Below are 26,460 nucleotides of genomic sequence, written 5' to 3' on the forward strand. Positions count from 1 at the left end.
ACTGTCACGGAATTCATCCGCATCGTTTCTGCAGAAATAAAGCAAGACTATTGGCAACGCCGAGTGACAACATGAGCGGCAGGCTGAACCCGCTGAGCACTCCGGCAAGCGCCGAAAAGAAGGCGGCGCTGTGACTGCAAATACGGTGGATAGAGTAAATTTGATGCCCATTCTGATGAGAGAAAATATATAAAACGGGATATTGATCACAAAGGTATAAGGAGTTAGTCAGGCTGAGTCATAATCTGCTGTTCCGCCGGTTTAAAATGAGTAAAATCCGTTTTATTCTTGATGTTATTTCCAAATACAAACACAACAGGATTCCCGGCCGCCCAGCCATTACCTTGGCAGAAAAATCCCCCTCTTTCAAGGGGGATTTTCACGAGCGTTTCCGATATACAACGTAGCTGCGGGTCAGATACTTGAGCGGCAGACTGAACACATGAACCAATCTCGTAAACGGCCACAGGATAAAAACGACGTATCCTATCACAATATGAAACTTAAACCATAGCGGGACACTCTCCATCAAAGAGGCGTCAGGCCTGAACAAAACGATTTCCCTGAACCAGGGCCCGACTGTGGTCCGGTAATCAAATCCTTTCGAATCAATGTTGAGAAACGTGGCCGCAACGCCTGACAGCATCATGAACAGCAGCAGGAGGAGCGTGAGGATATCGGATGGCGAGCTCGTTTTGCGGATTCTTTTGTCAAACAGCCTTCTGTACGTCAGGATGACAAGTCCGGTACATGCCGCAATGCCCGCCGGCAATCCAGCGCCAATCGCCATTTTGTGATACATATGCTCTGAAATGCCAAGGGAAGCATACACGCCTTCCGGGATCAGAATCCCCATGACATGCCCGCCGACAACGCACAGCAGTCCCCAGTGAAAAAGTGTGCTGCCCGCCGCAAGTTTTTTCTTTTCTAACAGCTCGCTTGATTTCGCCGTCCAGCCAAATTGGTCATGCTGGTAGCGGTAAATATGGCCGCCGATAAAGATCGTCAATACAATGTATGGCATAATACCCCAGAGGATCTGCCCGCTCATGCCTGAACAGCCCCTTCAACGCTTTCACGTACGCCGATGTTTTCAAGCGCGGCCAGCAGCACGTGCAGCAGTTCAGCGTATATACTGTCATTTTTTTCGAGACGGGATGCCAGCTCCCTCACATTGGACAGATATTTCTCAAACACGCTTCTCGCTGCTTCAATTTCTGCAGCCGCAGCAAATTCCAGCATCAGCGGCAGATAATCAGGCAGCTCTTTCTCTGTCGGCAGGAAACCGGATTGCTCGTATGTGTTTTTTAAATGCAGCAATTCAATGCCGCGTTCCCTTTGCTCGCCCGAGTTAAAGTAGGTGACATACATATTTGTTTTTTTCCCAAAGTCGAACGTATAGACATAGTGTTCAATCAGCGCTTCCGGTGAAAAGCTGGCTGACGCCTCGAAAAAGTGCAGCAGCTTCTCCCGGATTTGCCGGTTGCTGATTTCATGGATAAGAGCCTTCCAATCGGGAATCTCGGCTCTCCACTCTTCATCCGGATAAGAGAGAAGAGAGGAAAGAGCGGAGAACGTCATTTGCCGGTCTGTGGTGTTCATCTTGTTACACCTCATTTATCAAAAGTTAGAAACAGGAGCCGGGGCCGCCTGAAAATGATAAGCCGCAGCTCCCTTGTTCAGCATATAAATCTGAAACTTCTTCTCGATGACTGCTCGGTATCACAAAGCGGTCATCATATTTGGCAATCGCAAGCAGCCGATACATATCTTCAATTTGCTGTTCTGTTAAGCCGACACTGGAGATCAGTTCCGGGTCGATTGATTTATTCGTCTGGTTCGCTCTCATATACTGGCGCATGACAGACATTTTCTTTAACGTTGACCGAATATGATCCGTATCACCGGCTGTTAACAGCTGCGCCAAATAATCAATCGGGATTCTCATTTGGTCGATAGCCGGAAAAATATCTTCTGCGGATTGCCGGCTGCCTTTTCCTTCAAAGAGATTCATAATCGGACTGAGCGGCGGAATGTACCACACCATTGGCAGCGTGCGGTACTCTGGGTGAAGCGGCAGCGCAATCTTCCAGTCAATGATCATTTTATAGATCGGCGATTGCTGCGCAGCCTCTATCCATTCAGCCGGAATGCCTTGTTCTTTTGCCAGCTTGGCAACCTCAGGATCATTTGGGTCAAGAAAAACGTCCAATTGTGAATGGTAGAGATCCTTTTCATTTTCAACAGATGCCGCTTCCTCCACTTTGTCCGCGTCATACAGCATGACGCCGAGGTAGCGGATTCTGCCAACACACGTCTCAGAGCAGATGGTTGGCAGTCCCGCCTCCAAACGCGGAAAGCAGAGTGTGCATTTTTCCGCTTTGTTCGTTTGCCAGTTAAAATAGACTTTTTTATAAGGACAGGATGAGACGCAATATCTCCATGAACGGCATGCGTTTTGATCCACAAGCACAATGCCGTCCTCCTCGCGTTTGTACATGGCGCCGGATGGACAGGATGAGACGCATGCCGGGTTGATGCAGTGCTCGCAAATACGGGGCAAATACATCATAAAGACGTCATCGAATTCTGTTTTGATCGATTCCTCCATCTTTTGTACGTTGGGATCTTCAAGTCCCGTAATGTGGCCGCCTGCGAGATCGTCCTCCCAGTTCGGTCCCCATTCGATATTCATGAAATCCCCCGTCAAGGACGATTTCGGGCGTGCTACCGGCTGGTGTTTTTTCTGCGGGCTGTTCGTTAATGTTTCATAATCATAGTTCCAAGGTTCATAGTAATCATCAATTGACGGCTGATTCGGATTATAGAAAAGGCCTGCAAGCCGATTGGTTTTCGAGCCCGATTTCAGCTCGAGCTTTCCTTTTTTCAATGTCCAGCCGCCTTTATATTTGTCCTGGTCCTCCCATTGCTTCGGGTAGCCGATGCCCGGCTTTGTTTCTACATTATTGAAGTACATATATTCCGCACCGGAACGGTTTGTCCACGTGTTTTTGCAAGTGACGCTGCACGTGTGGCAGCCGATGCATTTATCCAAGTTCATGACCATACCGATTTGCGCTTTAATCTTCAAGCCAATCGACCTCCTTCAGCTTGCGGATGACGACATTCAGGTCGCGCTGATTCCCCGTTGGGCCGTAATAGTTAAAGCCGTAGCTGAGCTGGGCGTAGCCCCCGATCATCTGTGTCGGCTTGACGTGAATCCTTGTCGGGCTGTTATGGGTGCCTCCGCGGTTATTTGTCAGTTTCGTGCCGGGCACGTTGATGTGGCGGTCCTGGGCATGGTGCATAAACGCTATTCCTTTAGGAATCCGATGAGACAAAACGGCTCTCGCGACGACTACGCCATTTCGGTTGAAGCATTCAATCCAATCGTTGTCTTTGATATCCGTATCCTCTGCATCATCTTTATTCATCCATACGGTCGGCCCGCCGCGGAACAGCGTCAGCATCGGCAGGGAATCAAAATACATGCTGTGGACGGACCATTTGTTATGCGGCGTCAAATAATTAAGGACGATTTCTTTTCCCTCTTGATCAGGCCGCTTGCTTAGAAACGGGCGGTGCTGGAGGATCGGTTTAAATGTCGCCATCGTTTCACCGAATTCCATCATCAGTTCATGATCGACATAATAGGATTGTCTGCCTGTCAGTGTCCGCCACGGGATTAATTTTTCAACATTCGTCGTAAACGGCGAATACCTGCGGCCTCCTTTTTCAGAGCCGGTAAATGCCGGAGACGTGATAACCGTTTTCGGCTGGGCTGTAATTTGTTCGAACGTAAAGCATTCTTCCTCGCGCTCTTCCGCCAGGTCTTTCAGCTTCAGGTTTGTGATGTTTTCAAGTGATTCCCATGCTTTTACGGCGACCTTTCCATTCGAAGTGGATGATAGGGTTAAAACCGCTTCTGCCGCCTGCTTTGCTTCACTTATATTTGGACATCCCTTTGCCACGCTGTCTGAGGTGATTTCTCCCAGTCTCTTTTTGAGTGATTCATATTCATCGGCTATTGACCAGCTCATCCCTTTTGTTCCGCTCGGCTTTAAAGCAGCGTTAGGACCGAGTGCGGTCATTTTATGAAAAATGTGTTTGTAATCCCGTTCAACGACTTGGATGTTCGGCATCGTTTTTCCCGGAATGGCTTCACATTCGCCTTTGCTCCAGTCATTGATTTTGCCGAATGGCTGGGCCAATTCCTGCATGGTGTCGTGGAGGAGCGGCGTCGCAACCACTTCTTTCACGGGCTCCATATCGACTTCTTCTGCCAGATCGGAAATGGCTTTTGACAGCGCCTTGAAAATATCCCAGTCTGACTTCGATTCCCACGGAGCCGAGATCGCAGGAGCAAAAGGATGAATGAACGGGTGCATATCTGTGCTGCTGAGATCGTGTTTTTCATACCATGTCGCCGCCGGCAGCACGATATCGGAATACAGCGCCGTACCGGCCATTCGGAAGTCAAGATTGATTAACAAGTCGAGCTTTCCTTCCGGCGCCTGCTCCCGCCATTTGATTTCTTCAGGGCGGATGCTGTCGCTATCGTCATTCATCAAGCCATTCGTCGTCCCCAGCAAATGCTTGAGAAAATATTCATGCCCTTTTCCTGAGCTTGAGATCAGATTTGCCCGCCATACGAAGAGATTTCTTGGAAAATTCACTTCATTATCAGGATCTTCAATCGCGAATTTCAGTTTTTTCTCTTGAAGCTGTGAGGCCACGTACGCACCTACGTCTTCGGGTGTTGCTGCCCCTGCTTTTTCAGCTTCTTTATACAGATCGATGCCATTTTGATTGAAAGTCGGGTAAGACGGAAGCCACCCCAGCCGCGCCGCCAGCACATTGTAATCAGCGTGGTGCTTGTAGCGGGATGACGCAGCAATCGGTGATGCCAAATCACTGATCGGCTGGTCCTCATAACGCCACTGATCTGTCGCAAAGTAGAAAAATGAGGTGCCGTTTTGCAGCTTAGGCACGCCTTCCCAGTCTTTTGCAGTTGCAATCGTCTGCCACCCTTCAGCAGGTCGGAGCTTTTCCTGCCCCACGTAATGGGCCCAGCCTCCGCCGTTTACGCCTTGGGCGCCTACAAGTAAAACAAGATTTAACACCGCTCGGTAGATCGTGTCGGAGTTGAACCAGTGGTTAATGCCGGCCCCTACGATAATCATGGACCGGCCGTCTGTATCGATCGCATTTTGGGCAAACTCTCTGGCAATCTTAACGACAGCTTCTTTTTTGATTCCTGTCATTTGTTCCTGCCAGGCAGGCGTAAACGGCTCAGGATCATCATAGGAGACAGCCGATCGTTCGCCGATGCCCCGGTTCACGCCGTAGTTAGCCAGTATCAAGTCAAACACGGTCGTGATGTACGTTTCTTCACCGTTCAGGTTCATTTTTTTAATAGGAAGATCCCGCTCGAGCACTTTGTTTCCGTCATTTGAAAAATACGGGATGCGCACCGTGCCGATTTCGTCCTCTATTCCCAGCACAGAGAGACGGGGTTCAATCGGTTCCCCGGTTTCTTCATCAATCATGTGCAGGTTCCATTTCTGCTGCCCGTCCCAGCGCGAGCCCATTGTCCCTTGGGGTATGGCAAATGAACTTGTCTGTTCATCCCAAACTGCAGGCTTCCACTGATCATGCTTTGTCTTCCGCCCGATGTCCTTCGCATGCAGAAACCGTCCCGCTGTGTATACGCCATTTTCTTTTGACAGAGTGACGAGAAATGGAAAATCAGTGTATTGCTTCGCGTACTCAATAAAACGTTCAGTTTCTTGGTTCACGTAAAATTCCTGCAGAATAACGTGACCCATCGCCATCGCAAGCGCCCCGTCAGTCCCTTGGCGAATACTCAGCCAGTCATCCGCGAACTTTGAGGATTCCGCAAAATCTGGACTGATCGAAATGACCTTAGCGCCTTTATAGCGGGCCTCCGCCAAAAAATGCGCGTCAGGCGTTCTCGTTAACGGAACGTTGGAGCCCCATGTGATAATATAGCCGGAATTGTACCAATCACTGCTTTCCGGAACGTCCGTCTGGTCACCCCAAATTTGCGGGGATGCTGGAGGAAGATCCGCATACCAGTCATAAAAACTGAGCATAGGGCCTCCGATTAACGACATAAACCGGGAGCCTGATGCGTGGCTGATCATGGACATGGCCGGAATCGGAGAAAAACCGACGTTTCGGTCAGGCCCGTATTTCATCACTGTATACAGCAGAGAGGCTGAAATCAGCTTCAGCACCTCCGGCCATTCAGCGCGCACAAAACCGCCTTTCCCTCTCGCCTGTTTATAGGACTTCGCTTTTTCAGGGTTTTCGACGATCGATTTCCAGGCTTCCAATGGATTTTGATGCGTCTGCAATGCCTCCCGCCACAAATTGATCAGCACACCGCGCACGTATGGATATTTCACACGGAGCGGGCTGTAGATATACCATGAAAAACTGGCCCCCCGCGGGCAGCCTCTCGGTTCAAAATCAGGCATATCCGAGCCTGTTGATGGATAATTCAAATTTTGCCCTTCCCACGTGACAATTCCGTTTTTCACATAAATATTCCAGCTGCAAGACCCTGTACAGTTGACGCCGTGGGTGGAGCGAACGACTTTGTCGTACTGCCATCTGTTTCTGTATACATTCTCCCAATCGCGATCCTCGCGGGTAGTTTGGCTATGTTTATTTGAATGGTGTTCGATAGGAGAGAAATAATTCAATCTCCTAAACAACGGACTCATTTTCTTTTTCTTCATGAGAGTTCACTCCTTCCGAGTCAGGTGATGCTAAGTTCACTATAAACAGAGACAGCGTGTTTTCTTGTGAACTATGTCACACACTCTGCTTTTTTCACAAAATGTTCACACAAAGGAGAAGGAAGGATTTTCACAAGATGTGAGGAAGGCTGCGTTCAGGCAGGACGCTTGGGTCATTAGCCGCCTTTCATTCAAAGATCAAAAAAAACCGGCTCTATTTAAGAACCGGGCTCAGCGTTTTCATCCTGTGATGTATGCAGATACCGCAAAAATAATTGATAGGAACAAAAAACATTTTGCTGAAGCATAGCCAAAAAGTTCATTTGCAGCTGCGGATGATAAGACATCATTTTCTTAAATATGTAATATGGGATGTTGAGAATCAGAATGTCTGAAGTGGCATTGACTGAGATAAAGGGCGATAAATAAAGCCCGCCTTTTTCATCAATCGGAAACACATCGCCTTTTTCCCACAGCGCAACGGTTTTCGACCCTTCAGGGAGCCTTGTGTCCATAAAACGGACACTGCCTTTTAATACAATATAAACAGATTGAGAATGAAGAAAAGATGGAGACTGATCACATGAGCCGCGGATAAACGTGCCGTTTTTCAGCAAGGTTTCGACAATGGATAGAGGCACTTCATTAAACATAGGAAGTTGTTTCAGAAATAATAAATAGTCACACTGATTCATAGGAAAACCTCCTGTGCTAAGGATAGCTTTAGTGTAGCTCGACTGAGCCTGTACAGCAGTGATGTATTTCACAGCCTGTATGATGAATGTCACTTATCAGGAGGGTGACTGCATTTATAATGAAAGAAAAAAGGAGGATTTCGATGAAGGCGCTGATTCCGAAGCAGCACGGCGCGTGGGCGATGCTGCTGATCCCATTTTTACTCGGCATGGTCAAGGGAGGCCCCGTTATTTGGCATATTCCGCTCTTCCTAGGCTGGCTTTTCCTATACTTAGCGGTTTATCCCGTTACGCTTGCCTTAAAAAAGAAACAAAGAAAACCATATCAAAAGTGGATGTGTTATTACGGTTTTCCCGCCTGCTGCTTTTTGATGATCTCGGTCTTTCATAAGCCGCCTCTCATCTGGGTGGGCGTTTCTTTACTGCCGCTATTTCTCATACATATGTATTTTGCCCGCAGAAAAAACGAACGAGCCTTATTGAATGATGTTGCAGGTGTCTTGTTCTTTTGTTCGGGCGGGTTTGCGAGCTGCTGGCTGGGGATGGGAACCCTTGACGGCTGGGCTTGGTTTATTTTCTTGCAGTCTGCTTTATTTTTTATCGGGAGTTCCTTTTATGTGAAATCGGTTATTCGTGAAAGAAAAAACAGGGCATTTGCATACTGGTCATGGGGGTATCACCTGCTGCTCCCCTTTTTATCCGCTCTTTTCGGAGCAGGATGGGCGTTTCTCGCTTTTATCCCGAGCAGCTTGCGGGCATGGTTTTTTCATGGAAGGGATTGGCCCGTGAAAACGATTGGCATTCTGGAAATCGTGAATGCCTGCTTCTTTTTTGCCGTCATGTGCCTCTTTATGACAAGGTAAAAAAACAAGGACACCACTGTCCTTGTTTTTTCAGTCAATATTGCAAATCTCCAGCGGGCAATTTTCACACTCAATCTCACATCGTAAATAGTCCCGCTTGTGCAAAATAATTTTTCCGGATTCATCTATCGAAATAACCCCTTTTTTACGGAGATCTCCCAGCATACGGTTGATGCTTTCCCGTGCAGCCGCGCAAAACTTTGCCAAATCCTGATTTGTCAGGACAATGTTAATCAGAATGCCGTCGCTTCGCTCCACTCCGTAGCTGTTTGATAAGCGGATAAGGGTAGAATAGAGCGCCCCCTTTTTGCCATGAAGAAGCAGATCCCTGATTTTCGACTGAATCTTCCGGAGGTGCGTGCTCATCCATTTCATGAACTCAAATGTCAAAGCGCCATTTTGGATTAATTCTTTTTCCAGCTTATTTTTATTAATGACGAGCACCTCGCCATCCTCTAACACTTTTGCACTGAGCATATACCTTGGTTCTTCAGTGAAAAGTGTTAATTCTCCGACGATATCATGCTTTTGGCAGATTCTAAGAGTCAGGTCTTTTCCGTCAGATGTCAGCTTGCCGATTTCAATGAGTCCTGATTGAATCAGATAAAGCTCTTCTGCATCCATTCCTTCTCGAAACAAATACGTGTGTTTTTCCATTTTTCTTTTCGTGCTGATCGATTCCAGCAATTCATGCAGATCGCTGGATATAAGATCACTATCAGATGGTCGAACAGAGAGAAAATTCATGAGCTCACCTCGAAGAAAGTCACGTTGTGTGTTTATTGTAACGTGAATTGATTTGTACCCATCGAGAAAAAACTAACAATCTTGTGAATGCCCCAGTGTTAGTTGATGCTCTGGCTGTTTCTCTCCGTGTGTGTTTTCATTCTTTCCTGCCAATACATCCATATGACAAGGACAAAACTGGCTAACGCCACCTCTGAAAGCGCCATAAACCCGATCGCGTACTGGCCTGTTGCCTGAAATACACTCGCCAATATGAGCGGAGGAAAAAAGCCGCCTAAACCGCCCATGGCAGACACAATCCCATTGGCAATCCCCGCTTGCTTCGAAAAATAGAAAGGCACCAGTTTAAAAACAGTTCCGTTTCCTATGCCTGAGCAGACGGCCACGGTTAATGATCCAAACGTATAAAGGCCGATTGTCGGCGAGAACGATAGGATAATGCCTGATAATGTAAGCCCGGCAAAAACAAACATCAAGATGCGGAGCGGGCTCATTTTATCAGCCAGGAATCCGCCCGCAGGCCTGAGCAGCGTAGAAACCGCAATAAAGCCAGCCGTCCGCAAGCCGGCATCTGCAGGATTCAGCCCAAAATGCTCCACCAGAAAGTTCGGCAGATAGATAGTGAAGGCGACAAAGGCACCGAACGTAATAAAATAAAACAGGCTCAGAAACCATAGCACATGATTTCGGTAAACAGCTTTGATTTGAGTCTTAACAGAAACTTTGACCTTCTTCTCATGCCTGTCGCCAAACAATACGTGCAGTAAGGCAAAGACAGCCAGCAAAATCAGATACATTTGCACGGTTGATTTCCACCCGACGGCTTGAGCGATAACCGGCGCTGCAAATGTCGTAACGGCTGTCCCGATATTTCCTGCACCGTAAATCCCATTGACGACACCGTGCTTTTCTTTCGGATAATATTTCGGGAGGGAGGTCACCCCAATGGAAAACACCGCTCCCCCGATCCCTAAGAAAAAGCCGCCTGCGATTAAATCAAACAGAGAATCCGCGATACTGATCCAAAATACAGGAAATAAAAGCAAGATGAAGCTGACCATAAACATGAGCCGCGCGCCAAACCTGTTCGTTAAATACCCTAAAGGAATGCGGAGAAGCGACCCGAGGATCACAGGAATTGCCGTCACCAAAGAAATCTCACCCTTGCTTAAATGAATATCTAATGTGATTTGGGAAATGAGTGATGAAATCAGCACCCAAACCATAAACCCTGCCACCAAGCTTAATGACTGTAACGATAATTGAATGTGTTGACGGTTGATCATTTGGCTTGCCCCTTTCAATGATTCAATAATCAGTCTTATCATACAAAAACTCGGCAAACAGGATTGTGAATTACATCACACGTTTTTCTCATAAAAAAAGGACAAAGCCCGAAGACTTTGTCCTTTTGATCGTAATTACATTTTTTCCGGAGCCGATACGCCGATCAGCTGAAGCGCATTGTTCAGCGTAATTTGCGTTGCCTTCATTAAAGCCAGGCGCGCGCGGCTTTTCTCTTCATTTTCAGGGTCGATGACTTTCTCTGCGTTGTAGAAGCTGTGCAGAGCAGAAGCCAGATCATAAATATAGTTTGTGACACGGTGCGGAATTCGTTTTTCCGCTGCTTCCGCCACTGCCTCTGGGAAGCCGCCGATCGTTTTCAGCAGATCGTATTCTTTTTCTGATTGAATATGGCTGAAATCAAGATCTGCCGCCGGTTTAAGTCCCTGCTCTTCCCCTTGGCGAAGCATGCTGCAAATACGGGCATGCGCGTATTGTGCATAATACACAGGGTTTTCGTTAGATGTTGATACAGCAAGATCTAAGTCAAAATCCATATGGGTGTCCGCACTTCGCATCGCAAAGAAGTAACGAACGGCATCCAAGCCGACTTCTTCTATCAGGTCACGCATCGTTACGGCTTTACCGGTCCGTTTGCTCATTTTCATTTTCTCGCCGTTTTTGTAAAGGTGAACGAGCTGAATGATTTCTACTTCAAGCGTTCCTTTTTCATAGCCCAGCGCTTCAATTGCCGCTTTCATACGCGGGATGTAGCCGTGGTGATCGGCGCCCCAAACGTTGATCAGCTTATCAAAGCCGCGGTCAAGCTTGTCCTTATGATACGCGATATCAGGAAGCAGGTACGTGTACGTGCCGTCCTTCTTGATCAATACGCGGTCTTTATCATCGCCGAACGTCGTGGAACGGAACCAAGTCGCGCCGTCTTCTTCATAGACATGGCCTTTTTCGCGGAGCGCTTCAAGCGCCGTGTCGATTTTTCCATTTTGGTACAGTGAAGTTTCGGAATACCACACATCAAACGGCACACGGAAGTTTTCCAAGTCCTTGCGAAGCTTGTCCAGCTCGTATTTCAGGCCGTATTCACGGAAAAACGCGAGGCGTTCACTTTCCTCTTCGTTAACGAAACGGTCACCGTATTCCTCAGCGAGACGCTTTCCGATCGCAATGATATCCTCGCCGCGGTAGCCATCCTCCGGCATCGGTTTTTCCAATCCGAGCGCTTCAAAGTAACGGACTTCAACAGAAAGCGCCAGATTGTTGATTTGGTTTCCCGCATCGTTAATGTAGTATTCGCGGCTTACATCGTAACCCGCTTTTGAAAGCACGTTGCACAAGGAATCGCCGACAGCCGCCCCGCGCGCATGCCCGAGGTGAAGGTCTCCCGTCGGATTCGCTGATACGAATTCTACCTGAACTCGTTCACCGTTTCCGATGTTCGTTTCCCCGTATGCTTCCCCTGCTTCCAGTACAGACGGAATCAGCTTTGTTAAATATTGATTGTTCATATAGAAATTGATAAAACCCGGGCCGGCGATATCCAGTTTTTCAATCGAAGCCTTTCCTTTATCAAAATGAGCGACAATCTCTTCAGCGATTTGACGCGGCGCTTTTTTTGCCACTCTTGCCAGCTGCATCGCCATATTCGTTGAGTAGTCGCCGTGTGTTTTATCTTTCGGTGTTTCTAAAACAACATTGGGAATCTGGCTTTCTTCAGCCAGTCCCGCTTTCAGAACGGCCGCTTTGATTTCTTCTTTCAGCACGTCCTTCATTTGTTCCGCAATGTTCATGCGTGAGTTCCTCCCTCATACGTGATCGTCATATTATGTAAATGCTCCTGCTCGTCTCCGACATGCATGTCATATGCGATGCTGATACGGCCTTTTTCTTCATCGAGATCAGATTGAATCGATTTTGTGCTTGTTTTCAGCTCAAGCTCACCAAATGACATTTTATATTTAGCAATTGTGGAAGCTCCCGTTACGAAACGCTGATTCATTTTGACAGCGCCTGACCTCATGACCAGGACTTCGCCTTCGCTTACTTTCACAATCGTTTTGACTTTGCCTAAGTCGTGTTCTTCATAATAAGATAGATACACTTTATTTTGTTTTACATAGTAAAATCCGGTGGTGCGGAATTCGATGACTTCTTGGTTTCCGTCATCCTCGATCACAGACTTCACATGGAGTGTTATCGGTGTCTCTTGCTTCATTCTGACACGTCCTTTTCATCATTCCACTTTGACTTGAATAGTATAATCATTCGGTTTGTAAACTTCAACTGCTTCTATCTTACCATCATTGCTCATCAGATTTGAAGATAAACCTCATAAAAAGCATTTCCTTATATAGAAGAGAAAATCATATCACTAATTACCTTTAGGAAATATTACATTTTTCCGAAATCTATCATTTCCTTTTCACATTTTTTTCAAAATATATGTATTGAATTAGTAATTTGATAGTTTTAAGATAAAAGTACAACATAGATCTGCTAGAAAAACAAAAAAAGGGAGGATTCAATTATGAAAAAAGCTGTCATTGTAGAAAACAAAGGTTGTGCAACATGCTCGATCGGAGCCGCTTGTCTAGTGGACGGTCCTATCCCTGATTTTGAAATTGCCGGTGCAACAGGTCTATTCGGTCTATGGGGGTAAGGATCTCCCAAAAGGGCATAGTCATTCTACTATGCCCTTTTTAAGTAAATTACAATTTTTAACTAAAATCTACCTCTTGGATATACATACACAACCGTTTTTCATTTGAATCATATGTATAGGGGATGGTATTTTGTTTATAGAGCAGATGTTTCCATTTATTAATGAAAGTGTAAGAGTTCACCAGCTTCCTGAGGGCGGCGTGTTAGAAATCGACTACTTGCGCGATAATGTCTCCATTTCTGACTTTGAGTATTTGGATCTCAACAAAACGGCTTACGAGCTCTGCATGCGCATGGATGGCCAAAAAACAGCTGAGCAGATTTTAGCTGAGCAATGTGCAGTGTATGATGAATCACCGGAAGACCATAAAGATTGGTATTACGACATGCTCAACATGCTCCAGAACAAGCAGGTGATCCAGCTTGGAAACCGGGCCAGCCGCCGTACAATCACCACGAGCGGAAGCAATGAATTTCCGATGCCCCTGCACGCCACCTTTGAACTGACGCACCGCTGTAATTTGAAATGCGCCCACTGTTATTTGGAAAGCTCACCTGAAGCGCTCGGCACCGTGTCGATTGAGCAATTCAAAAAAACGGCTGATATGCTGTTTGATAACGGTGTATTGACATGCGAAATCACGGGTGGGGAAATTTTTGTCCATCCAAACGCCAATGAGATTCTTGACTATGTGTGTAAAAAGTTCAAAAAAGTCGCTGTCTTAACAAACGGAACACTCATGCGAAAAGAGAGTTTGGAGCTTTTGAAGGCTTACAAGCAAAAAATCATCGTCGGCATTTCTCTTGATAGTGTCAATTCCGAGGTCCATGACTCCTTTAGAGGGAGAAAAGGCTCTTTTGCCCAAACTTGTAAAACGATAAAATTGTTGAGTGACCACGGTATATTTGTCAGAGTCGCTATGTCTGTCTTCGAAAAAAACATGTGGGAAATCCACGATATGGCCCAAAAGGTTCGGGATCTCGGGGCGAAGGCGTTTTCTTACAATTGGGTTGATGATTTCGGAAGAGGCAGAGATATTGTCCATCCAACGAAAGACGCCGAGCAGCACCGCAAGTTTATGGAATACGAGCAAAATGTGATTGATGAGTTTAAAGATCTGATTCCGATTATTCCCTATGAGAGAAAACGCGCGGCAAATTGCGGCGCTGGCTGGAAGTCCATTGTGATCAGCCCGTTCGGCGAAGTACGTCCTTGCGCCCTCTTTCCAAAGGAATTTTCATTGGGAAATATTTTTCATGATTCCTATGAAAGCATCTTTAACTCCCCTCTCGTCCATAAACTGTGGCAAGCGCAAGCGCCGCGGTTCAGCGAACATTGCATGAAAGACAAATGCCCGTTCAGCGGCTATTGCGGAGGCTGTTACTTAAAAGGGCTGAACTCTAACAAATATCACCGAAAAAACATTTGCTCTTGGGCGAAAAATGAACAATTAGAAGACGTGGTCCAGCTTATTTAGGAGGGAAACGATTTGTCACCAGCACAAAGAAGAATTTTACTGTATATCCTTTCATTTATCTTTGTCATCGGCGCAGTCGTCTATTTTGTCAAAAGCGATTATCTGTTTACGCTGATTTTCATTGCCATTGCCATTCTGTTCGGGATGCGCGCGCGGAAGGCTGACTCGCGATGAGCATTTTGGATATACACGATGTATCCGTTTGGTATGAACGGGACAACGTCATCTTAGAACAAGTGGATTTACATTTAGAAAAAGGCGCCGTTTACGGGTTGCTTGGGGTAAACGGCGCCGGAAAAACGACACTGATTAATACGCTGACAGGCGTGAACCGCAATTTCAGCGGGCGCTTTACACTGTGCGGAATTGAAGCGGAGACCGGCATGCCGCAGAAAACATCAGATCAGCTGAAGACTCACCGTTACTTCGCCGCCGATTATCCGCTGCTATTTACAGAAATTACGGCGAAGGACTATGTGTCTTTCGTCCATTCGCTTTATCAAAAGGATTTTTCAGAGCAGCAGTTTGCCAGTTTGGCCGAGGCCTTTCATTTTTCGAAATACACCAACAGGAGAATTTCGGAGCTGTCCTTGGGGAACAGGCAAAAGGTTGTATTGATGACAGGCTTATTGCTGCGCGCTCCCCTGTTTATTTTGGATGAGCCGCTCGTCGGTTTGGATGTGGAATCGATAGAGGTTTTTTATCAGAAAATGCGCGAGTACTGTGAAGCAGGCGGGACCATTTTGTTTTCTTCTCATCTGCTCGATGTCGTGCAAAGATTTTGTGATTATGCGGCTATTCTTCACAACAAACAGATCCAAAAGGTCATTCCGATTGGAGAGGAGACCGATCTGCGGCGGGAATTTTTCGAGGTGATCGGCCATGAATAACATAATCCCCATTATGTCTTTGCTGTTCAAACAGCTTTACAGCCGGCAAGGGAAAAAGGACGCCATCCGCATTGCCGCAGGCCTAGTCATTCTGGCCGTGTTTGAAATCGGGCTGATCCGCCAGGCCGGCATTGATGAATCGGTGTTGCGCAAAACGTATATCATACTCGCGCTTCTCTTAATGAACGCATATATGGTGTTTCTTTCTGTGACATCTCAATGGAAGGAATCTTATATGAAACTGAGCTGCCTGCTGCCGATTTCTTCACGGAGCTTTTGGCTCGCCCAGAGTGTCGTTTTGTTTGTCGATACCTGTTTGAGAAGAACTTTATTCTTTTTTATTTTACCGCTGTTCTTATTTGGAAACGGAACGCTGTCAGGGGCGCAAACATTGTTTTGGCTCGGCAGGTTTTCGTTTTTTACCGTTTACTCCATTATTTTCGGAGTTGTGCTAAGCAACCACTTCGTCAAAAAGAAGAACTGGATGTTTCTACTGCATGCAGCGATATTCGCCTGTGTATGTATCAGCGCCGCTTTGATGCCGGCCGCCACGCTTCCGCTTTGCGCGGTGCATATGCTGTGGGCGGTGATCATTGACTTTCCTGTCTTTCTGCAGGCGCCTCCGCAGCAGGGCAAGATGCATTCATTTATGCGGCGATCTGAATTTTCGTTTTACAAAAGAGAATGGAACCGATTTATCTCTTCTAAAGCGATGCTGTTAAATTACGCGGTAATGGCGGCGTTCAGCGGCTTCTTTTCGTTCCAGATGATGAATACCGGCATCTTCAATCAGCAAGTGATTTATATCGTGATTTCCGCGCTTTTGCTCATCTGCTCGCCAATCGCCCTTTTGTACTCGATTGAAAAAAATGACCGGATGCTGCTCATCACGCTTCCGATCAAGCGGAAAACGATGTTTTGGGCGAAATATCGCTTTTATTCAGGCCTATTGGCAGGCGGATTTCTCCTTGTCGTGATGATTGTGGGTTTCATCAGCGGCCGTCCGATTTCAGTTCTCACTTTTTTGCAGTGCATTGAGTTGCTGCTGGCGGGAGCTTTTATCAGGTTAACTGCGGATGAAAAAAGGCCCTCCTTCAGCTGGCAGACGGAGCAGCAGCTATGGAGCGGTTTCTCAAAATATCGGTCTTATCTGTTTTGTCTTCCCCTATTCTTAGCCACATTAGCCGGCACCGCTGTATCCTTGGCGGTCATTCCGATAGCCGGTCTGGTCATAGTCTATTACCTGCAAAAACAGGATGGTGGTTTCTTTGATACAAGCAAAAGAGAACGGCTTGGAAGTTAACCTGCTGAAGACTCATCAATTTTCAACTATTTCAATCGCCGCGAGCTTTCTGAAACCAATCGAAAGCGCGGCGGAACCTGAGGAAGAAACAATTTATTTTTACGGCGCCGCCGCATACCTGAAGGAGCAAATTATTGACGCTTTCGGTTGTGCTGCCGGCAGCCGTTTCATATACTCAGCGAATCTCTTTTTTGATCAGCAGCTGAAAACCTGCGGGACCCGTTTGATTCACCCATTATATAACGGGAATCTTCATGTTGACGCCCTGCTGAAAACTTTTGCAGACTTGTCTTTCCCTTCTTCTCTTTCATTCGAAGCAGTTGAAAAGGCCAGGAATGAGCTGCTGCTGAGAATCGAAAAGAAATTCACTGATCCTTTCTCCTACTCGGCGGCGCGCTTGGCTGAGGAGGTCTTCGGAAACCCGATGTACGGCACAGGCATGTTTGGCCGGAAAGACAGGATAAAGGCGATTCATCCTAAACGGTTTCTCGACGCAACGGACTTTATCGTTGATTTAGTGTCCCAGCAAAAACAGCTGAACATATTGGGACAAGTACAAGCATGTGATGTTCGGGGACATGCCCCGCAAACGTCCGCTGTAACGTCCGAAAGAATACCCGTAAACCGGCATGTTTTTGAAACAGAGACACGCAGCGCTGCAGGTCCTTCCGTCTTGACACTCGGATTTGACTGCGGAGAGATGAAAGATGCCAGCGATTATATCAAAATACAGCTAATAGACGGATTACTGGGAAAGTACGGCCATTCCGCTTTATTCAAGCACTTCAGAGAGAAGGATCTGGCAGTCTATCACGTTATCACCCGTTACGATGTCATGAACAATTTGCTGCTTGTTTCAATATGTACAGATCAGCTTCATGAGATAGACATTCCCCCGCGCGTTTTGGAAGCTGTCTCAGCTTTTCATACAGATGAGCGGGAACTAGAACAGGCAAAGCAGTTTTTACGCAATGAATTGCTGCTGCAATTCGATTCTCCCGAAGGTCTATTGGCCTATATGGGGATCCTGCGCCGCTTCTCCTGCACGAAAGAAGCCTTGTTGGATGGCATCTCAGCGGTTACATGCCGTGATGTATTGCAATTCATAGCGACCATCAATTATATCGGAGCTCATGTAGTAAGGGGATGAAGAGATGGAAAAGAAAGCCTTTTTTCAACAACTGGATGAACGAACCGATATCAGATACACAGACAGCGGACTAAAAATATTCAGATTGAAATTCCCCCGCGCCCACCTGCGGCTGTGCAATGTAAAAATCGATTTTGGAAGCCGGGATGTATGTATACGGGCAGAATCCGGTGATACACTGCTTCCGTATGGCACAGCGCATTTTTTAGAGCATCTTCTCTTCTGGCATAACGGCCGCAATCTGTACAGTGATTTTTTTGCGCATGGCGCGCTTTTAAACGCATTCACTACCTACACCGATACCAATTTCATGTTTACCTCATTACCGGATCGGCTCAGACAAACGATCCCCATCCTGCTTGATGCTTTATGGAACCACTCATTTGACAAGAAGATTGTCGCTCAGGAAAAAGCTGTGATTACAAGCGAAATTCAAACAGCACACCTTAACCATCAGCTCTCATATCATTATCAGCTGATCAGCATGCTTTCTCCCTCCTCACCAGCTGCCGTTTTCCCCGCAGGCAGAATCGAAGATATTGAGGCGCTGGACATCAGTGATTTACAAAAAGCCTATAAGGCTGCCTACCAAGCCCATCGGATGACGCTGTTTTTGATTGGGGGCTCAGAAAATACAGAAACGCTTTTGCCTCCTCACCTCCAGCTGGAAAAGCGTCCGGATTATCATGCTGAAAGAAAAATCATCCCGGCATGCCCTCCAGCCCTCTCACAAAAAATGGTGCTGGGTGATGAGGAGCGGATGGAAGATACATGGATCGGATTACAGATCGGCGCACTTCCCGGGCAAAACGATCTGTTGGCGATAAAGCTTTATTGGGATATCGCGGCTCGTATTCTATTTCAATTAGATTCACCGTTTTTTCAAGAGATTCAGCAAACGTACCGCCTAGAAATCGATCGTTTGTCAGCCGAGACTTATATCTATGAGGATGGCGGTTTCTTGATCCTTCACAGTCAAGGGACCCATTCTTCAGCTTATATCGATGTGGCTTCATACTATGTCACACAGAAGAAAGAACAGGTTGCCGCCTGGCTTCAATACGGCAAGGACTCTTTGACAGACGCGATCATTTATGACAGCGATTATGTGCGTAAATGCTTCGAGTGGGCAGCCGAGTGTGACAGGTGCGATTGCTCGTTTCTTGACATGTACCACATCATTCAAGATATGGATGCGCAGGTTTTCTTGTCTCTCATTGATGCAATGGCATCTTCTAACAAAGCGATCATTCACATTTCTCAGAAAGAGGCGATCAGACAATGAAAAAAAACACTGTCTTTACCCTTTTATTGCTGCTTATAGGTATGGCGGCTTATTCCTTCGGCTGGGTTCAGGCCTTTGCCGAAGCCGCCGCCCAATATGTACAGATGATCAACAATGATGCTGTGCGTCTCGGACTGCTGGCTTGTACCGCTGCCCTCTTGATGCTGCCTGCTTTTCTCTATCTTCACTATGTCACCCAATCTGTGAAAAACATGACAGCAGCTTTTCAGAAACTCACACAGTCTCATCAAAGCTGCTGTGACTTTCAGCAACACAACTTGTGCAGCCGATATGCAGAAGACGTCAAATCGCTGCGTGACAGCTATAAACACGTCCGCCAAACATACGTGATGGCTGCCGTGTTGTGCCAAGTCATCATATTCGGCTGCATGTTCGAAATCGTTAAAGCCGTCCCTTTCCGCCTTCACACGCCCCCTGCCCTTTCAATAGGACCTGCGATGCTACTGATCCTATATTTATTGTTTTGCATGCGAACGTATTTGCGGCAGCTTTTCCGGCACGGCAGCCTGTTCAGAAAAGTGTTTGCGGGAGTGCTGGCAGCAGCCGGGATTTGGTGGATGCTCAGTTTCTCTATAAGTGAACTTCTGTTTCTGATTATCCTGGCTGCCATCCAACAAATCGGATCATTTATTTATAAACGATTCTCTTATCGCAGCACCGCTTCTCTTGATCTATAAAATAGCTACATCGCAATCGCAGACGGACCCGCGCCAACCGGAATCACCGTCACGGCTGTATAATCACTTGTGCGGTACACGGTCACAGCATTGTCGTTGGGCTGTGCCGCATAAATATACTGTTTGTCCGGCGTTACGGCGAGGTCAAAGGCGCCGGGGAGAGACACGTTTGCAATGATCCTCTGTCTGGCCGTATTAACTACATATAAGTTATTAATGAGAAACGGTTCACTATATGGCTCTAGAAAATAAGCTCTAGTACTATCGAGAGAAAATACAATCGTCATCAGCGTTTCAAATAAACGGCTGAAGTCCCCTCCCCTGCTTAATGGAGACAAACTAATCTCCGTTACACCTTTCGGCCACAACTCACCATTCAACACGTACGCAAAATTTCCAGCGTAAGGAGTTGCAATTAAACTGGGAAATTCAAATGAATCTATGATACTTTCTACCAACTGCCCAGTATTTACATCATATTTATCAACCGACCAACTGCTTCCATTAGCGGTATAGACATACTGTCCATTCGGATCAAGAGCAAAGTCTAAAGAGCCGGGTATCGGAATGACATCAATGACCGATTGAGAGGCCGTGTTAATCACATATATAGATCCGGCGGCCATCACGTATGCGAACTCATCTGTTGGATCAAATTCGATCTTTCTCGGCCCTCCTCCAACAGTAATGGTATTTATGATGGTTAATGTTTTATTATCAATCACTGAGACAAGGTTGGTATTTCCATGGAGGACATACGTGAATGCTTTATCGAAAGTAACGCCTAGATTAGTTGGCACGTCAGAAAAAGGGATTGTTTTTACAACAGTGTTTAAATCTGCATCAATAACCGAAACCGTGCTGTCTCCAGTATTGGCAGTAAACACATACGATTGAGGGTCTGGTGATGGCGGTAAAACAAGTGTCCCGGTCACCGTAAGCGGACTGCCGTAGGTACAATGAGCAGATCTTCCACTGTCATTTGACTAAAATCAGGACAGCGGTCAGACTGTGCTGCATAATAAACAACTTGATCAATCTCTTCAGTATGAATCACAGAAACCGCCCCATTGCCTTGTCCATATTGATTTCGCACAGGCGACACACTGACAAGAAGCGTAATGGTCCCTTGTACTCTCACAGCATATCGAACACCGATATCTTCTGGTTCCGGCCCAGTCTGGATTAAGCAAGGCTCACTGATACAGGACAAATTGTCTGTACTCCATGTAACAGCCGCTGACGCTTCGGCCGTATCAACCTTGAAGCCCTCAGGGAAATCTATCGGCACTTGAAACGGCGCTTCCCGGCTAATTTCCTCATCACAAAAACAGAAACAATTTTCCTGTAAAGCAGAAAGATCATTCTTTTTCATGATTTCACGTCCTTTTAGAAATGCACAACATGCAGCGGTTAAATCGTAATGGCACCCGGTGAAACCCCAAGAGATATCACAGTTTCCTCAGAATAATCATCTGTGTTGTAAACAATGATGCTCTGCTCTATAAAACGAGTTGCATACAGAAAATCGCCATTCGGGGTAAACGCATAGTCTGTTGCTGATTGCGGAAGATTTCCAATTACACCTGCTCCATTCGGACTGACAGAATATAAATTGCCAGTGAAGCTGTCATGTAAATACACCTCTGATCCACTCGTAAACATTACATATAGCCCGTCAGGCTCCAGCTCTTGGGTATCCCTGATCGTAAACGTATTTAAATCAATAACCGTCAAATAATTGAATAAGAATTCTTGTTCTAATACATACGCATACCGCTCCGTAGAATCTGTTTCTATGGATGATACGATAAGCTCTCGTTCAATCGTTCCTAAGACTTCACCGGTAGATAAGTCCACTTTTTGCACTAACCCAAAATTAAGAACATAGGCGAACAACCCATTGGGGTCAATTGCAATATCAAAACCTTCTACAGGAATAGACCTCTCAACAGTCAACGTATCAATTCCAATCACATAAATGGCAGTACCGGTGAAAACATAAGCAAACTCATGATTAGGGATAAATCTAATCAATCGAGGCGGCTGATCCAGCAATATAGTTGCTGTCACTGTTAATGTGTCATAATCGATGACAGAAATCACATTATTGTTGGGATGTAAGACAAACACAGCGCTTTTATCTGGCGTAATTTCAATACCTGCCGGATTGTACGGAAGAGCAATCGTTGTCACAACAGTATGGGTGTTTGTATCAATCACAGAAACTGATTGATCATTTGGATTCGCTGTAAACGCGTAGACGGGTTCCGGCTCCGGTACAAGCACAATCGTCCCCGTCACCGATAAAGGACTGCCGTAAAACGGCGGAACAACAACAAGGTTCTCAATCGTGATGTCACTGATATCCGGGCAATCATCCGGTTCATCGGAATAATAGACGACTTGATCGATTTCTGCATTGTGAATGACGGAAACAGCCCCGTCCCCTTGTCCATATTGATTTCGCACAGGTGAGACACTGACGAGTAGCGTAACGGTTCCCTGCAGGCGCACTGCAAATTGAACACCGACCTCATCAGGCTCTGGCCCCGTTTGAATTAAGCAACGGTCACTGACACAAGAAAGGCTGTCTGCATTCCACGTCACGTTTGCAACAGCTTCAGCCGGATCAACGACAAACCCTTCAGGTAATTCAATCGGCGCTTGAAACATGGCTTCTCGGCTTGCTTCTCCCTCACAAAAACATAAGCATTCTTCTTGTTCTGCTCCTGCTTTTTCTTTAAAGGAAAGCTTGTTTTTTCTCATTCCTTCACTTCCTTTTCAGACATACACTGCTCACGCAGATATAACAGAATATGGAAGGTTAACGTGTTTGCTTGTACAAATTGCTGAGGGTAAACGCTTCTTTTTGAAAATATATCTCCAAACATGCGGTGTAACGAAAGAAAAAATTGCGGTTTTTTTGCGCTTCTCACAAGAATGTTGATGATAAAATATGACATATATAGAATTATGAAGGGAGGGATTTGCAAACGTGACAGGTGTCATATCTTCTTCTTCCATCGGAGAAAAGATTAACGAATGGTATATGTACATACGCCGATTCAGCATACCCGATGCAGAATATTTGCGACGAGAAATCAAGCAAGAGCTGGATCAAATGGAAGAAGATCAAGACCTTCATTTGTACTATTCACTGATGGAGTTTCGGCACAACCTAATGCTTGAGTACCTTGAACCGTTAGAAAAAATGAGGATTGAGGAACAGCCGAGACTGTCTGATCTGCTGCTTGAGATTGATAAAAAACAGGCTCGTTTAACTGGTCTGCTTGAGTACTATTTTAATTTCTTCAGAGGCATGTATGAGCTGGATCAGCGGGAATATCTGTCGGCTATTAAATTTTTCAAAAAGGCCGAAAGCAAGCTGATATTCGTTAAGGATCGGATAGAGAAAGCTGAGTTTTTCTTTAAGATGTCTGAATCTTATTACTATATGAAACAAACGTATTTTTCAATGGACTATGCACGGCAAGCATATGAAATATACAAAGAAAATGAAGCTTATAATATAAGATTGCTGCAGTGTCATTCTTTATTTGCCACCAATTTTTTAGATTTAAAACAGTATGAGGATGCCGTCTCACATTTTCAAAAAGCTTATTCTATGGCAGAAGCTGAAAAGCAGCCCCAATTAATGGGAAGAACTTTGTACAATATCGGGCTTTGTAAAAACAGCCAAAGCCAATATGAGGATGCCATAACATATTTCAAAAGAGCAATAGCTGTTTTTGAAGAATCAAATATTCTTCCTTCCTTACCTCAAGCGTATTTTTTAATTACACAGATCCATTATAAATTAGGAAAAATGGATAAAGCTCATGAATATCATAGTAAGGGAATGGCTTATTCACAAAAGGCCGGAGATGTAATATATTTATCAGAGTTTGAATTTTTGAAATCTTTATACTTATCAGGCCCGGATGAAGAAGCAATTCAAGGATTTTTTGATTTTCTCGAAAGTAAAATGTTGTATGCTGATCTTGAAGATTTCGCTATTGATGTGGCAAAATATTATCATGAACGTAAAAATTTTCAAAAAGCTTCTGCTTATTTTTTGAAGGTGGAACAAGTAAGGCAACTTATTCAAGGAGGAGTGAGTTTGTATGAAATTGAAGTCTAAACTATTACTCTCTTGTCTGGCTCTAAGCACTGTGTTCGTGGCAACAACTATTGCAAATGCACCTACACACCAAATTGAAGTTGCACAACGAGGAATGATTTAACCGCCGTCCATCGGCGGTTTTTTTTGTCCCCTCTTTACCCAATCTCCCAATTCATGCTATGATTTTTTTCAATAATCTTGAAGAGAGTGGAAATGCAGCATGTCTCTGTAAAGTGTGAGAACCCACTTTACACAGTGGAATCGAGAAAATGATGTGACGGAGTTCGAAACGTCGAGTGCGACAGTTGAACAGGCAGCTGAGACGATCGGCGTAAACCCGGCTAGAATCGCCAAGTCCCTGTCCTTCAGAGGGGAAGGATATCAGGCGATTCTGATTGTGGCAGCCGGCGATGCCAAGATCGACAACAAAACGTTTAGGCAAACATTTGGCTTTAAAGCAAGAATGCTCTCTCCTAATGAGGTACTGGAGCAGACAGGCCATGAAATTGGAGGAGTTTGCCCCTTTGGTTTGGCTTATGATCCTGAGGTTTATCTTGATGTATCACTGAAACGGTTTGAGACTGTTTTCCCCGCATGCGGCAGCAGAAACTCAGCTATCGAGGAGAATTATCCGAAATTTTCTTTCTCAAAAGCATGGATTGATGTTTGTAAAGACTGGGAATAAAAAAACATCCAGACATCGTCTGGATGTTTACTTATTTCACAAACCCAAGCAGCATTTCACGGATGATTTTGCTGGCTGTGTTTGCCGTTTGCTCTGAGTGGTCGTATACCGGCGCGACTTCCACTAAATCAGCGCCCTTTACGTTTACCTCTGAACGCGCAATTTCATGGACGGATGCAAGCAGTTCTTTAGACGTGATGCCGCCGGCGTCAACCGTTCCTGTACCCGGTGCGTGTGCAGGGTCTAATACGTCAATGTCAATTGTGACATAAACCGGACGGCCCGCCAGCTTCGGAAGCACCTCTTTCAGTGGTTCAAGCACCTCAAATTTTGAGATGTGCATGCCGTTTTCCTTTGCCCATTCAAACTCTTCTTTCATGCCGGAACGGATTCCGAATGAATACACATTGTGCGGTCCGATCAATTCTGCCGCCTTACGGATCGGCGTGGAGTGAGAAAGCGGTTCTCCCTCATAATCAACACGAAGATCTGTATGTGCGTCAAAATGGATAATCGCAAGGTCTGGGTATTTCTTGTACATCGCTTTAATGACAGGCCATGACACGAGGTGCTCCCCGCCCATACCCATTGGGAACTTCCCTTTTTCTAAAATGCTGTCCACGTACTCTTCAATCATATCCAGGCTTCGCTGCGGATTTCCGAACGGCAGCGGAATGTCGCCGGCGTCAAAGAAGTTCAAGTCAGCCAGATCGCGGTCTAAATATGGGCTGTATTCCTCAAGGCCGATTGACACCTCACGGATTCTGCTTGGACCAAAGCGTGAGCCCGGGCGATAGCTGACTGTCCAGTCCATCGGCATGCCGTAAAGAATGGCATCCGCCTCTTCCCACTCGGGACGGCTCGCGATAAATACTTTTCCTGAATAAGCTTCATCAAATCTCATCGATAATACCCTCGCTTTCCTGTAAAAAAGCGCAAGATTCGCTCCTGCGCCATACCTTCATTATTTAATCAGGTCACTCACAAATTTCGGCAGAACAAATGCCGCTTTATGAATATCTTTTGTGTAATATTTCGTCTCAATATCGAAGAAACGGCTGTCTTCCACTGCAAGCGGATCATATTTTTTCGAGCCAATTGTAAATGTCCACAAACCGCTCGGATATGTCGGAATGTTCGCCGTATACAGCTTCGTAATCGGGAAGATTTCCTTCACGTCGCGCTGTACATTTGTGATTAATTCCGGTGTAAACCATGGGTTGTCCGTCTGTGCGACAAAAATGCCGTCTTCTTTCAGCGCTTTAGCGATTCCTGCGTAGAATCCTTTTGTAAACAGGTTTACAGCCGGTCCGACTGGTTCAGTCGAATCTACCATGATGACGTCATATTGATTTTCAGATTTTGCAATGTGCATAAATCCGTCATCTACCTGCACGTCAACGCGCGGATCATCCAGTTTGCCTGCGATAGAAGGAAGGAACTTTTTAGAGTATTCGATCACCTTGCCGTCAATATCTACAAGTGTCGCTTTTTTCACGCTTGGGTGCTTCAGGATTTCTCTGATAACGCCGCCGTCACCGCCGCCGACTACGAGAACGTGCTCCGGATTTGGGTGCGTAAATAATGGCACATGCGCCACCATTTCGTGATAAACGAATTCGTCTTTTTCAGATGTCATCACCATGCCGTCCAAAAACAGCATGTTGCCGAACTCTTCTGTTTCCACCATTTCTAAATGCTGAAACTCCGTTTGTTCTGTATGTAACGTTTTGTTAACCTTCATCGTAATGCCAAAGTTTTTCGTCTGCTTCTCTGTGTACCAAAGTTCGCTCAATTGTCATCTCCCTTT

At 45.9% G+C, this 26,460-nt stretch carries 26 protein-coding genes and 2 pseudogenes; 13 read left to right on the forward strand and 15 right to left on the reverse strand.

All coding sequences use genetic code 11. From position 1 onward, the window contains the following. Positions 1 to 16 precede the first annotated feature (16 nt). From NST79_RS19450 to arfM, 6 genes and pseudogenes are all read right to left on the reverse strand, one after another. Positions 17 to 213 (reverse strand): annotated as a pseudogene (locus tag NST79_RS19450) (YitT family protein); the annotation flags it as partial. Positions 214 to 379: 166 nt separating this feature from the next. Next, positions 380 to 1,051: a respiratory nitrate reductase subunit gamma gene (narI, locus tag NST79_RS19455; protein ID WP_003242665.1), complete on the reverse strand. Its 672-nt coding sequence runs from the start codon at positions 1,049 to 1,051 to the stop codon at positions 380 to 382. Further along, a complete protein-coding gene (narJ, locus tag NST79_RS19460; RefSeq protein WP_128993509.1) occupies positions 1,048 to 1,602 on the reverse strand; it encodes a nitrate reductase molybdenum cofactor assembly chaperone in 555 nt (184 codons plus the stop codon). Before narJ ends, narI begins: the two co-directional genes overlap by 4 nt. 25 nt (positions 1,603 to 1,627) lie before the next feature. Then, entirely contained in the window at positions 1,628 to 3,091 is a 1,464-nt protein-coding gene (gene narH / locus NST79_RS19465; protein WP_029318703.1) for a nitrate reductase subunit beta, read from the reverse strand. Then, positions 3,081 to 6,767, reverse strand: coding sequence for a nitrate reductase subunit alpha (locus NST79_RS19470; protein ID WP_212060279.1), 3,687 nt, complete (start codon positions 6,765 to 6,767; stop codon positions 3,081 to 3,083). The genes narH and NST79_RS19470 overlap by 11 nt, the downstream gene beginning before the upstream one ends. A 218-nt stretch (positions 6,768 to 6,985) precedes the next feature. Further along, a complete protein-coding gene (gene arfM / locus NST79_RS19475; RefSeq protein WP_003243032.1) occupies positions 6,986 to 7,462 on the reverse strand; it encodes a Crp/Fnr family transcriptional regulator ArfM in 477 nt (158 codons plus the stop codon). 143 nt (positions 7,463 to 7,605) lie between these two features. Here arfM and NST79_RS19480 point away from each other — a divergent pair, with 143 nt between their 5' ends. Further along, positions 7,606 to 8,325 (forward strand): YwiC-like family protein, encoded by a 720-nt coding sequence (locus NST79_RS19480; protein WP_119899888.1) that lies wholly within the window; start codon positions 7,606 to 7,608, stop codon positions 8,323 to 8,325. 30 nt (positions 8,326 to 8,355) lie between these two features. On the opposite strand, the gene fnr is transcribed toward NST79_RS19480, so the two are convergent. The 4 genes from fnr to NST79_RS19500 form a co-directional block, all read right to left on the reverse strand. Then, positions 8,356 to 9,072, reverse strand: coding sequence for a fumarate/nitrate reduction transcriptional regulator Fnr (fnr, locus tag NST79_RS19485; protein WP_014481215.1), 717 nt, complete (start codon positions 9,070 to 9,072; stop codon positions 8,356 to 8,358). Positions 9,073 to 9,170: 98 nt separating this feature from the next. Further along, positions 9,171 to 10,358, reverse strand: coding sequence for a nitrate transporter NarK (narK, locus tag NST79_RS19490; protein WP_010886631.1), 1,188 nt, complete (start codon positions 10,356 to 10,358; stop codon positions 9,171 to 9,173). Between the two features lie 135 nt (positions 10,359 to 10,493). Continuing rightward, positions 10,494 to 12,164 carry an arginine--tRNA ligase gene (argS, locus tag NST79_RS19495; protein ID WP_015250994.1) on the reverse strand — a complete coding sequence of 557 codons (1,671 nt, stop codon included), beginning with the start codon at positions 12,162 to 12,164 and terminating at the stop codon, positions 10,494 to 10,496. Further along, positions 12,161 to 12,589, reverse strand: a complete 429-nt coding sequence (locus tag NST79_RS19500) for a DUF1934 domain-containing protein (protein ID WP_003243604.1) — start codon at positions 12,587 to 12,589, stop codon at positions 12,161 to 12,163. The genes argS and NST79_RS19500 overlap by 4 nt, the downstream gene beginning before the upstream one ends. Positions 12,590 to 12,901: 312 nt before the next feature. On the opposite strand from NST79_RS19500, the gene sboA reads away from it, so the two are divergent. From sboA to albG, 9 genes are read left to right on the forward strand one after another with little or no spacing between them, the layout of a single operon-like run. Beyond that, positions 12,902 to 13,033, forward strand: a complete 132-nt coding sequence (gene sboA, locus NST79_RS19505) for a subtilosin A (RefSeq protein WP_003222002.1) — start codon at positions 12,902 to 12,904, stop codon at positions 13,031 to 13,033. After that, positions 12,990 to 13,142: a bacteriocin-like protein SboX gene (gene sboX, locus NST79_RS19510; RefSeq protein ID WP_010886632.1), complete on the forward strand. Its 153-nt coding sequence runs from the start codon at positions 12,990 to 12,992 to the stop codon at positions 13,140 to 13,142. The genes sboA and sboX overlap by 44 nt, the downstream gene beginning before the upstream one ends. 24 nt (positions 13,143 to 13,166) lie before the next feature. Then, on the forward strand, positions 13,167 to 14,513 hold the full coding sequence (albA, locus tag NST79_RS19515) for a subtilosin maturase AlbA (RefSeq protein ID WP_212060277.1): 1,347 nt from the start codon (positions 13,167 to 13,169) through the stop codon (positions 14,511 to 14,513). Between the two features lie 12 nt (positions 14,514 to 14,525). Next, positions 14,526 to 14,687, forward strand: a complete 162-nt coding sequence (albB, locus tag NST79_RS19520; protein WP_003222006.1) for an antilisterial bacteriocin subtilosin biosynthesis protein AlbB — start codon at positions 14,526 to 14,528, stop codon at positions 14,685 to 14,687. Beyond that, complete coding sequence (locus tag NST79_RS19525; RefSeq protein ID WP_041850414.1) at positions 14,684 to 15,403, forward strand: ABC transporter ATP-binding protein; 720 nt, start codon at positions 14,684 to 14,686, stop codon at positions 15,401 to 15,403. The genes albB and NST79_RS19525 overlap by 4 nt, the downstream gene beginning before the upstream one ends. Then, complete coding sequence (gene albD, locus NST79_RS19530; protein WP_129138004.1) at positions 15,396 to 16,706, forward strand: antilisterial bacteriocin subtilosin biosynthesis protein AlbD; 1,311 nt, start codon at positions 15,396 to 15,398, stop codon at positions 16,704 to 16,706. Before NST79_RS19525 ends, albD begins: the two co-directional genes overlap by 8 nt. Then, complete coding sequence (albE, locus tag NST79_RS19535; RefSeq protein WP_212060309.1) at positions 16,696 to 17,856, forward strand: pitrilysin family protein; 1,161 nt, start codon at positions 16,696 to 16,698, stop codon at positions 17,854 to 17,856. The genes albD and albE overlap by 11 nt, the downstream gene beginning before the upstream one ends. Before the next feature lie 4 nt (positions 17,857 to 17,860). Beyond that, on the forward strand, positions 17,861 to 19,141 hold the full coding sequence (locus NST79_RS19540) for a pitrilysin family protein (RefSeq protein ID WP_212060275.1): 1,281 nt from the start codon (positions 17,861 to 17,863) through the stop codon (positions 19,139 to 19,141). Beyond that, positions 19,138 to 19,839 (forward strand): antilisterial bacteriocin subtilosin biosynthesis protein AlbG, encoded by a 702-nt coding sequence (gene albG / locus NST79_RS19545; protein ID WP_212060273.1) that lies wholly within the window; start codon positions 19,138 to 19,140, stop codon positions 19,837 to 19,839. Before NST79_RS19540 ends, albG begins: the two co-directional genes overlap by 4 nt. 5 nt (positions 19,840 to 19,844) lie before the next feature. On the opposite strand, the pseudogene NST79_RS19550 reads toward albG, so the two are convergent. From NST79_RS19550 to NST79_RS19560, 3 genes and pseudogenes are all read right to left on the reverse strand, one after another. Beyond that, positions 19,845 to 21,214 (reverse strand): annotated as a pseudogene (locus NST79_RS19550) (YncE family protein). Positions 21,215 to 21,252: 38 nt separating this feature from the next. After that, complete coding sequence (locus tag NST79_RS19555) at positions 21,253 to 22,608, reverse strand: YncE family protein (protein ID WP_015250986.1); 1,356 nt, start codon at positions 22,606 to 22,608, stop codon at positions 21,253 to 21,255. Beyond that, the gene (locus tag NST79_RS19560) at positions 22,605 to 22,835 is read right to left on the reverse strand and encodes a hypothetical protein (RefSeq protein WP_069703618.1); all 231 of its coding nucleotides are present in this window, start codon (positions 22,833 to 22,835) and stop codon (positions 22,605 to 22,607) included. Before NST79_RS19560 ends, NST79_RS19555 begins: the two co-directional genes overlap by 4 nt. Before the next feature lie 2 nt (positions 22,836 to 22,837). Between NST79_RS19560 and rapF the strand changes: the two genes are divergently transcribed. From rapF to NST79_RS19575, 3 genes are all read left to right on the forward strand, one after another. After that, positions 22,838 to 23,983 (forward strand): response regulator aspartate phosphatase RapF, encoded by a 1,146-nt coding sequence (gene rapF, locus NST79_RS19565; RefSeq protein ID WP_029318693.1) that lies wholly within the window; start codon positions 22,838 to 22,840, stop codon positions 23,981 to 23,983. Next, a complete protein-coding gene (gene phrF, locus NST79_RS19570) occupies positions 23,967 to 24,086 on the forward strand; it encodes a phosphatase RapF inhibitor PhrF (RefSeq protein WP_009968329.1) in 120 nt (39 codons plus the stop codon). Before rapF ends, phrF begins: the two co-directional genes overlap by 17 nt. A gap of 114 nt (positions 24,087 to 24,200) precedes the next feature. Further along, a complete protein-coding gene (locus tag NST79_RS19575; protein WP_339225783.1) occupies positions 24,201 to 24,650 on the forward strand; it encodes a YbaK/EbsC family protein in 450 nt (149 codons plus the stop codon). Positions 24,651 to 24,681: 31 nt separating this feature from the next. Here the strand turns inward: NST79_RS19575 and speB are convergent, their stop codons facing one another. Both speB and speE read right to left on the reverse strand, forming a co-directional pair. Beyond that, a complete protein-coding gene (speB, locus tag NST79_RS19580; protein WP_003227545.1) occupies positions 24,682 to 25,554 on the reverse strand; it encodes an agmatinase in 873 nt (290 codons plus the stop codon). Positions 25,555 to 25,614: 60 nt separating this feature from the next. Further along, positions 25,615 to 26,445 carry a spermidine synthase gene (speE, locus tag NST79_RS19585; RefSeq protein WP_003227543.1) on the reverse strand — a complete coding sequence of 277 codons (831 nt, stop codon included), beginning with the start codon at positions 26,443 to 26,445 and terminating at the stop codon, positions 25,615 to 25,617. Positions 26,446 to 26,460 lie beyond the last annotated feature (15 nt).

This window comes from Bacillus sp. PS196, from assembly GCF_037963555.1.
GTDB lineage: Bacteria > Bacillota > Bacilli > Bacillales > Bacillaceae > Bacillus > Bacillus subtilis.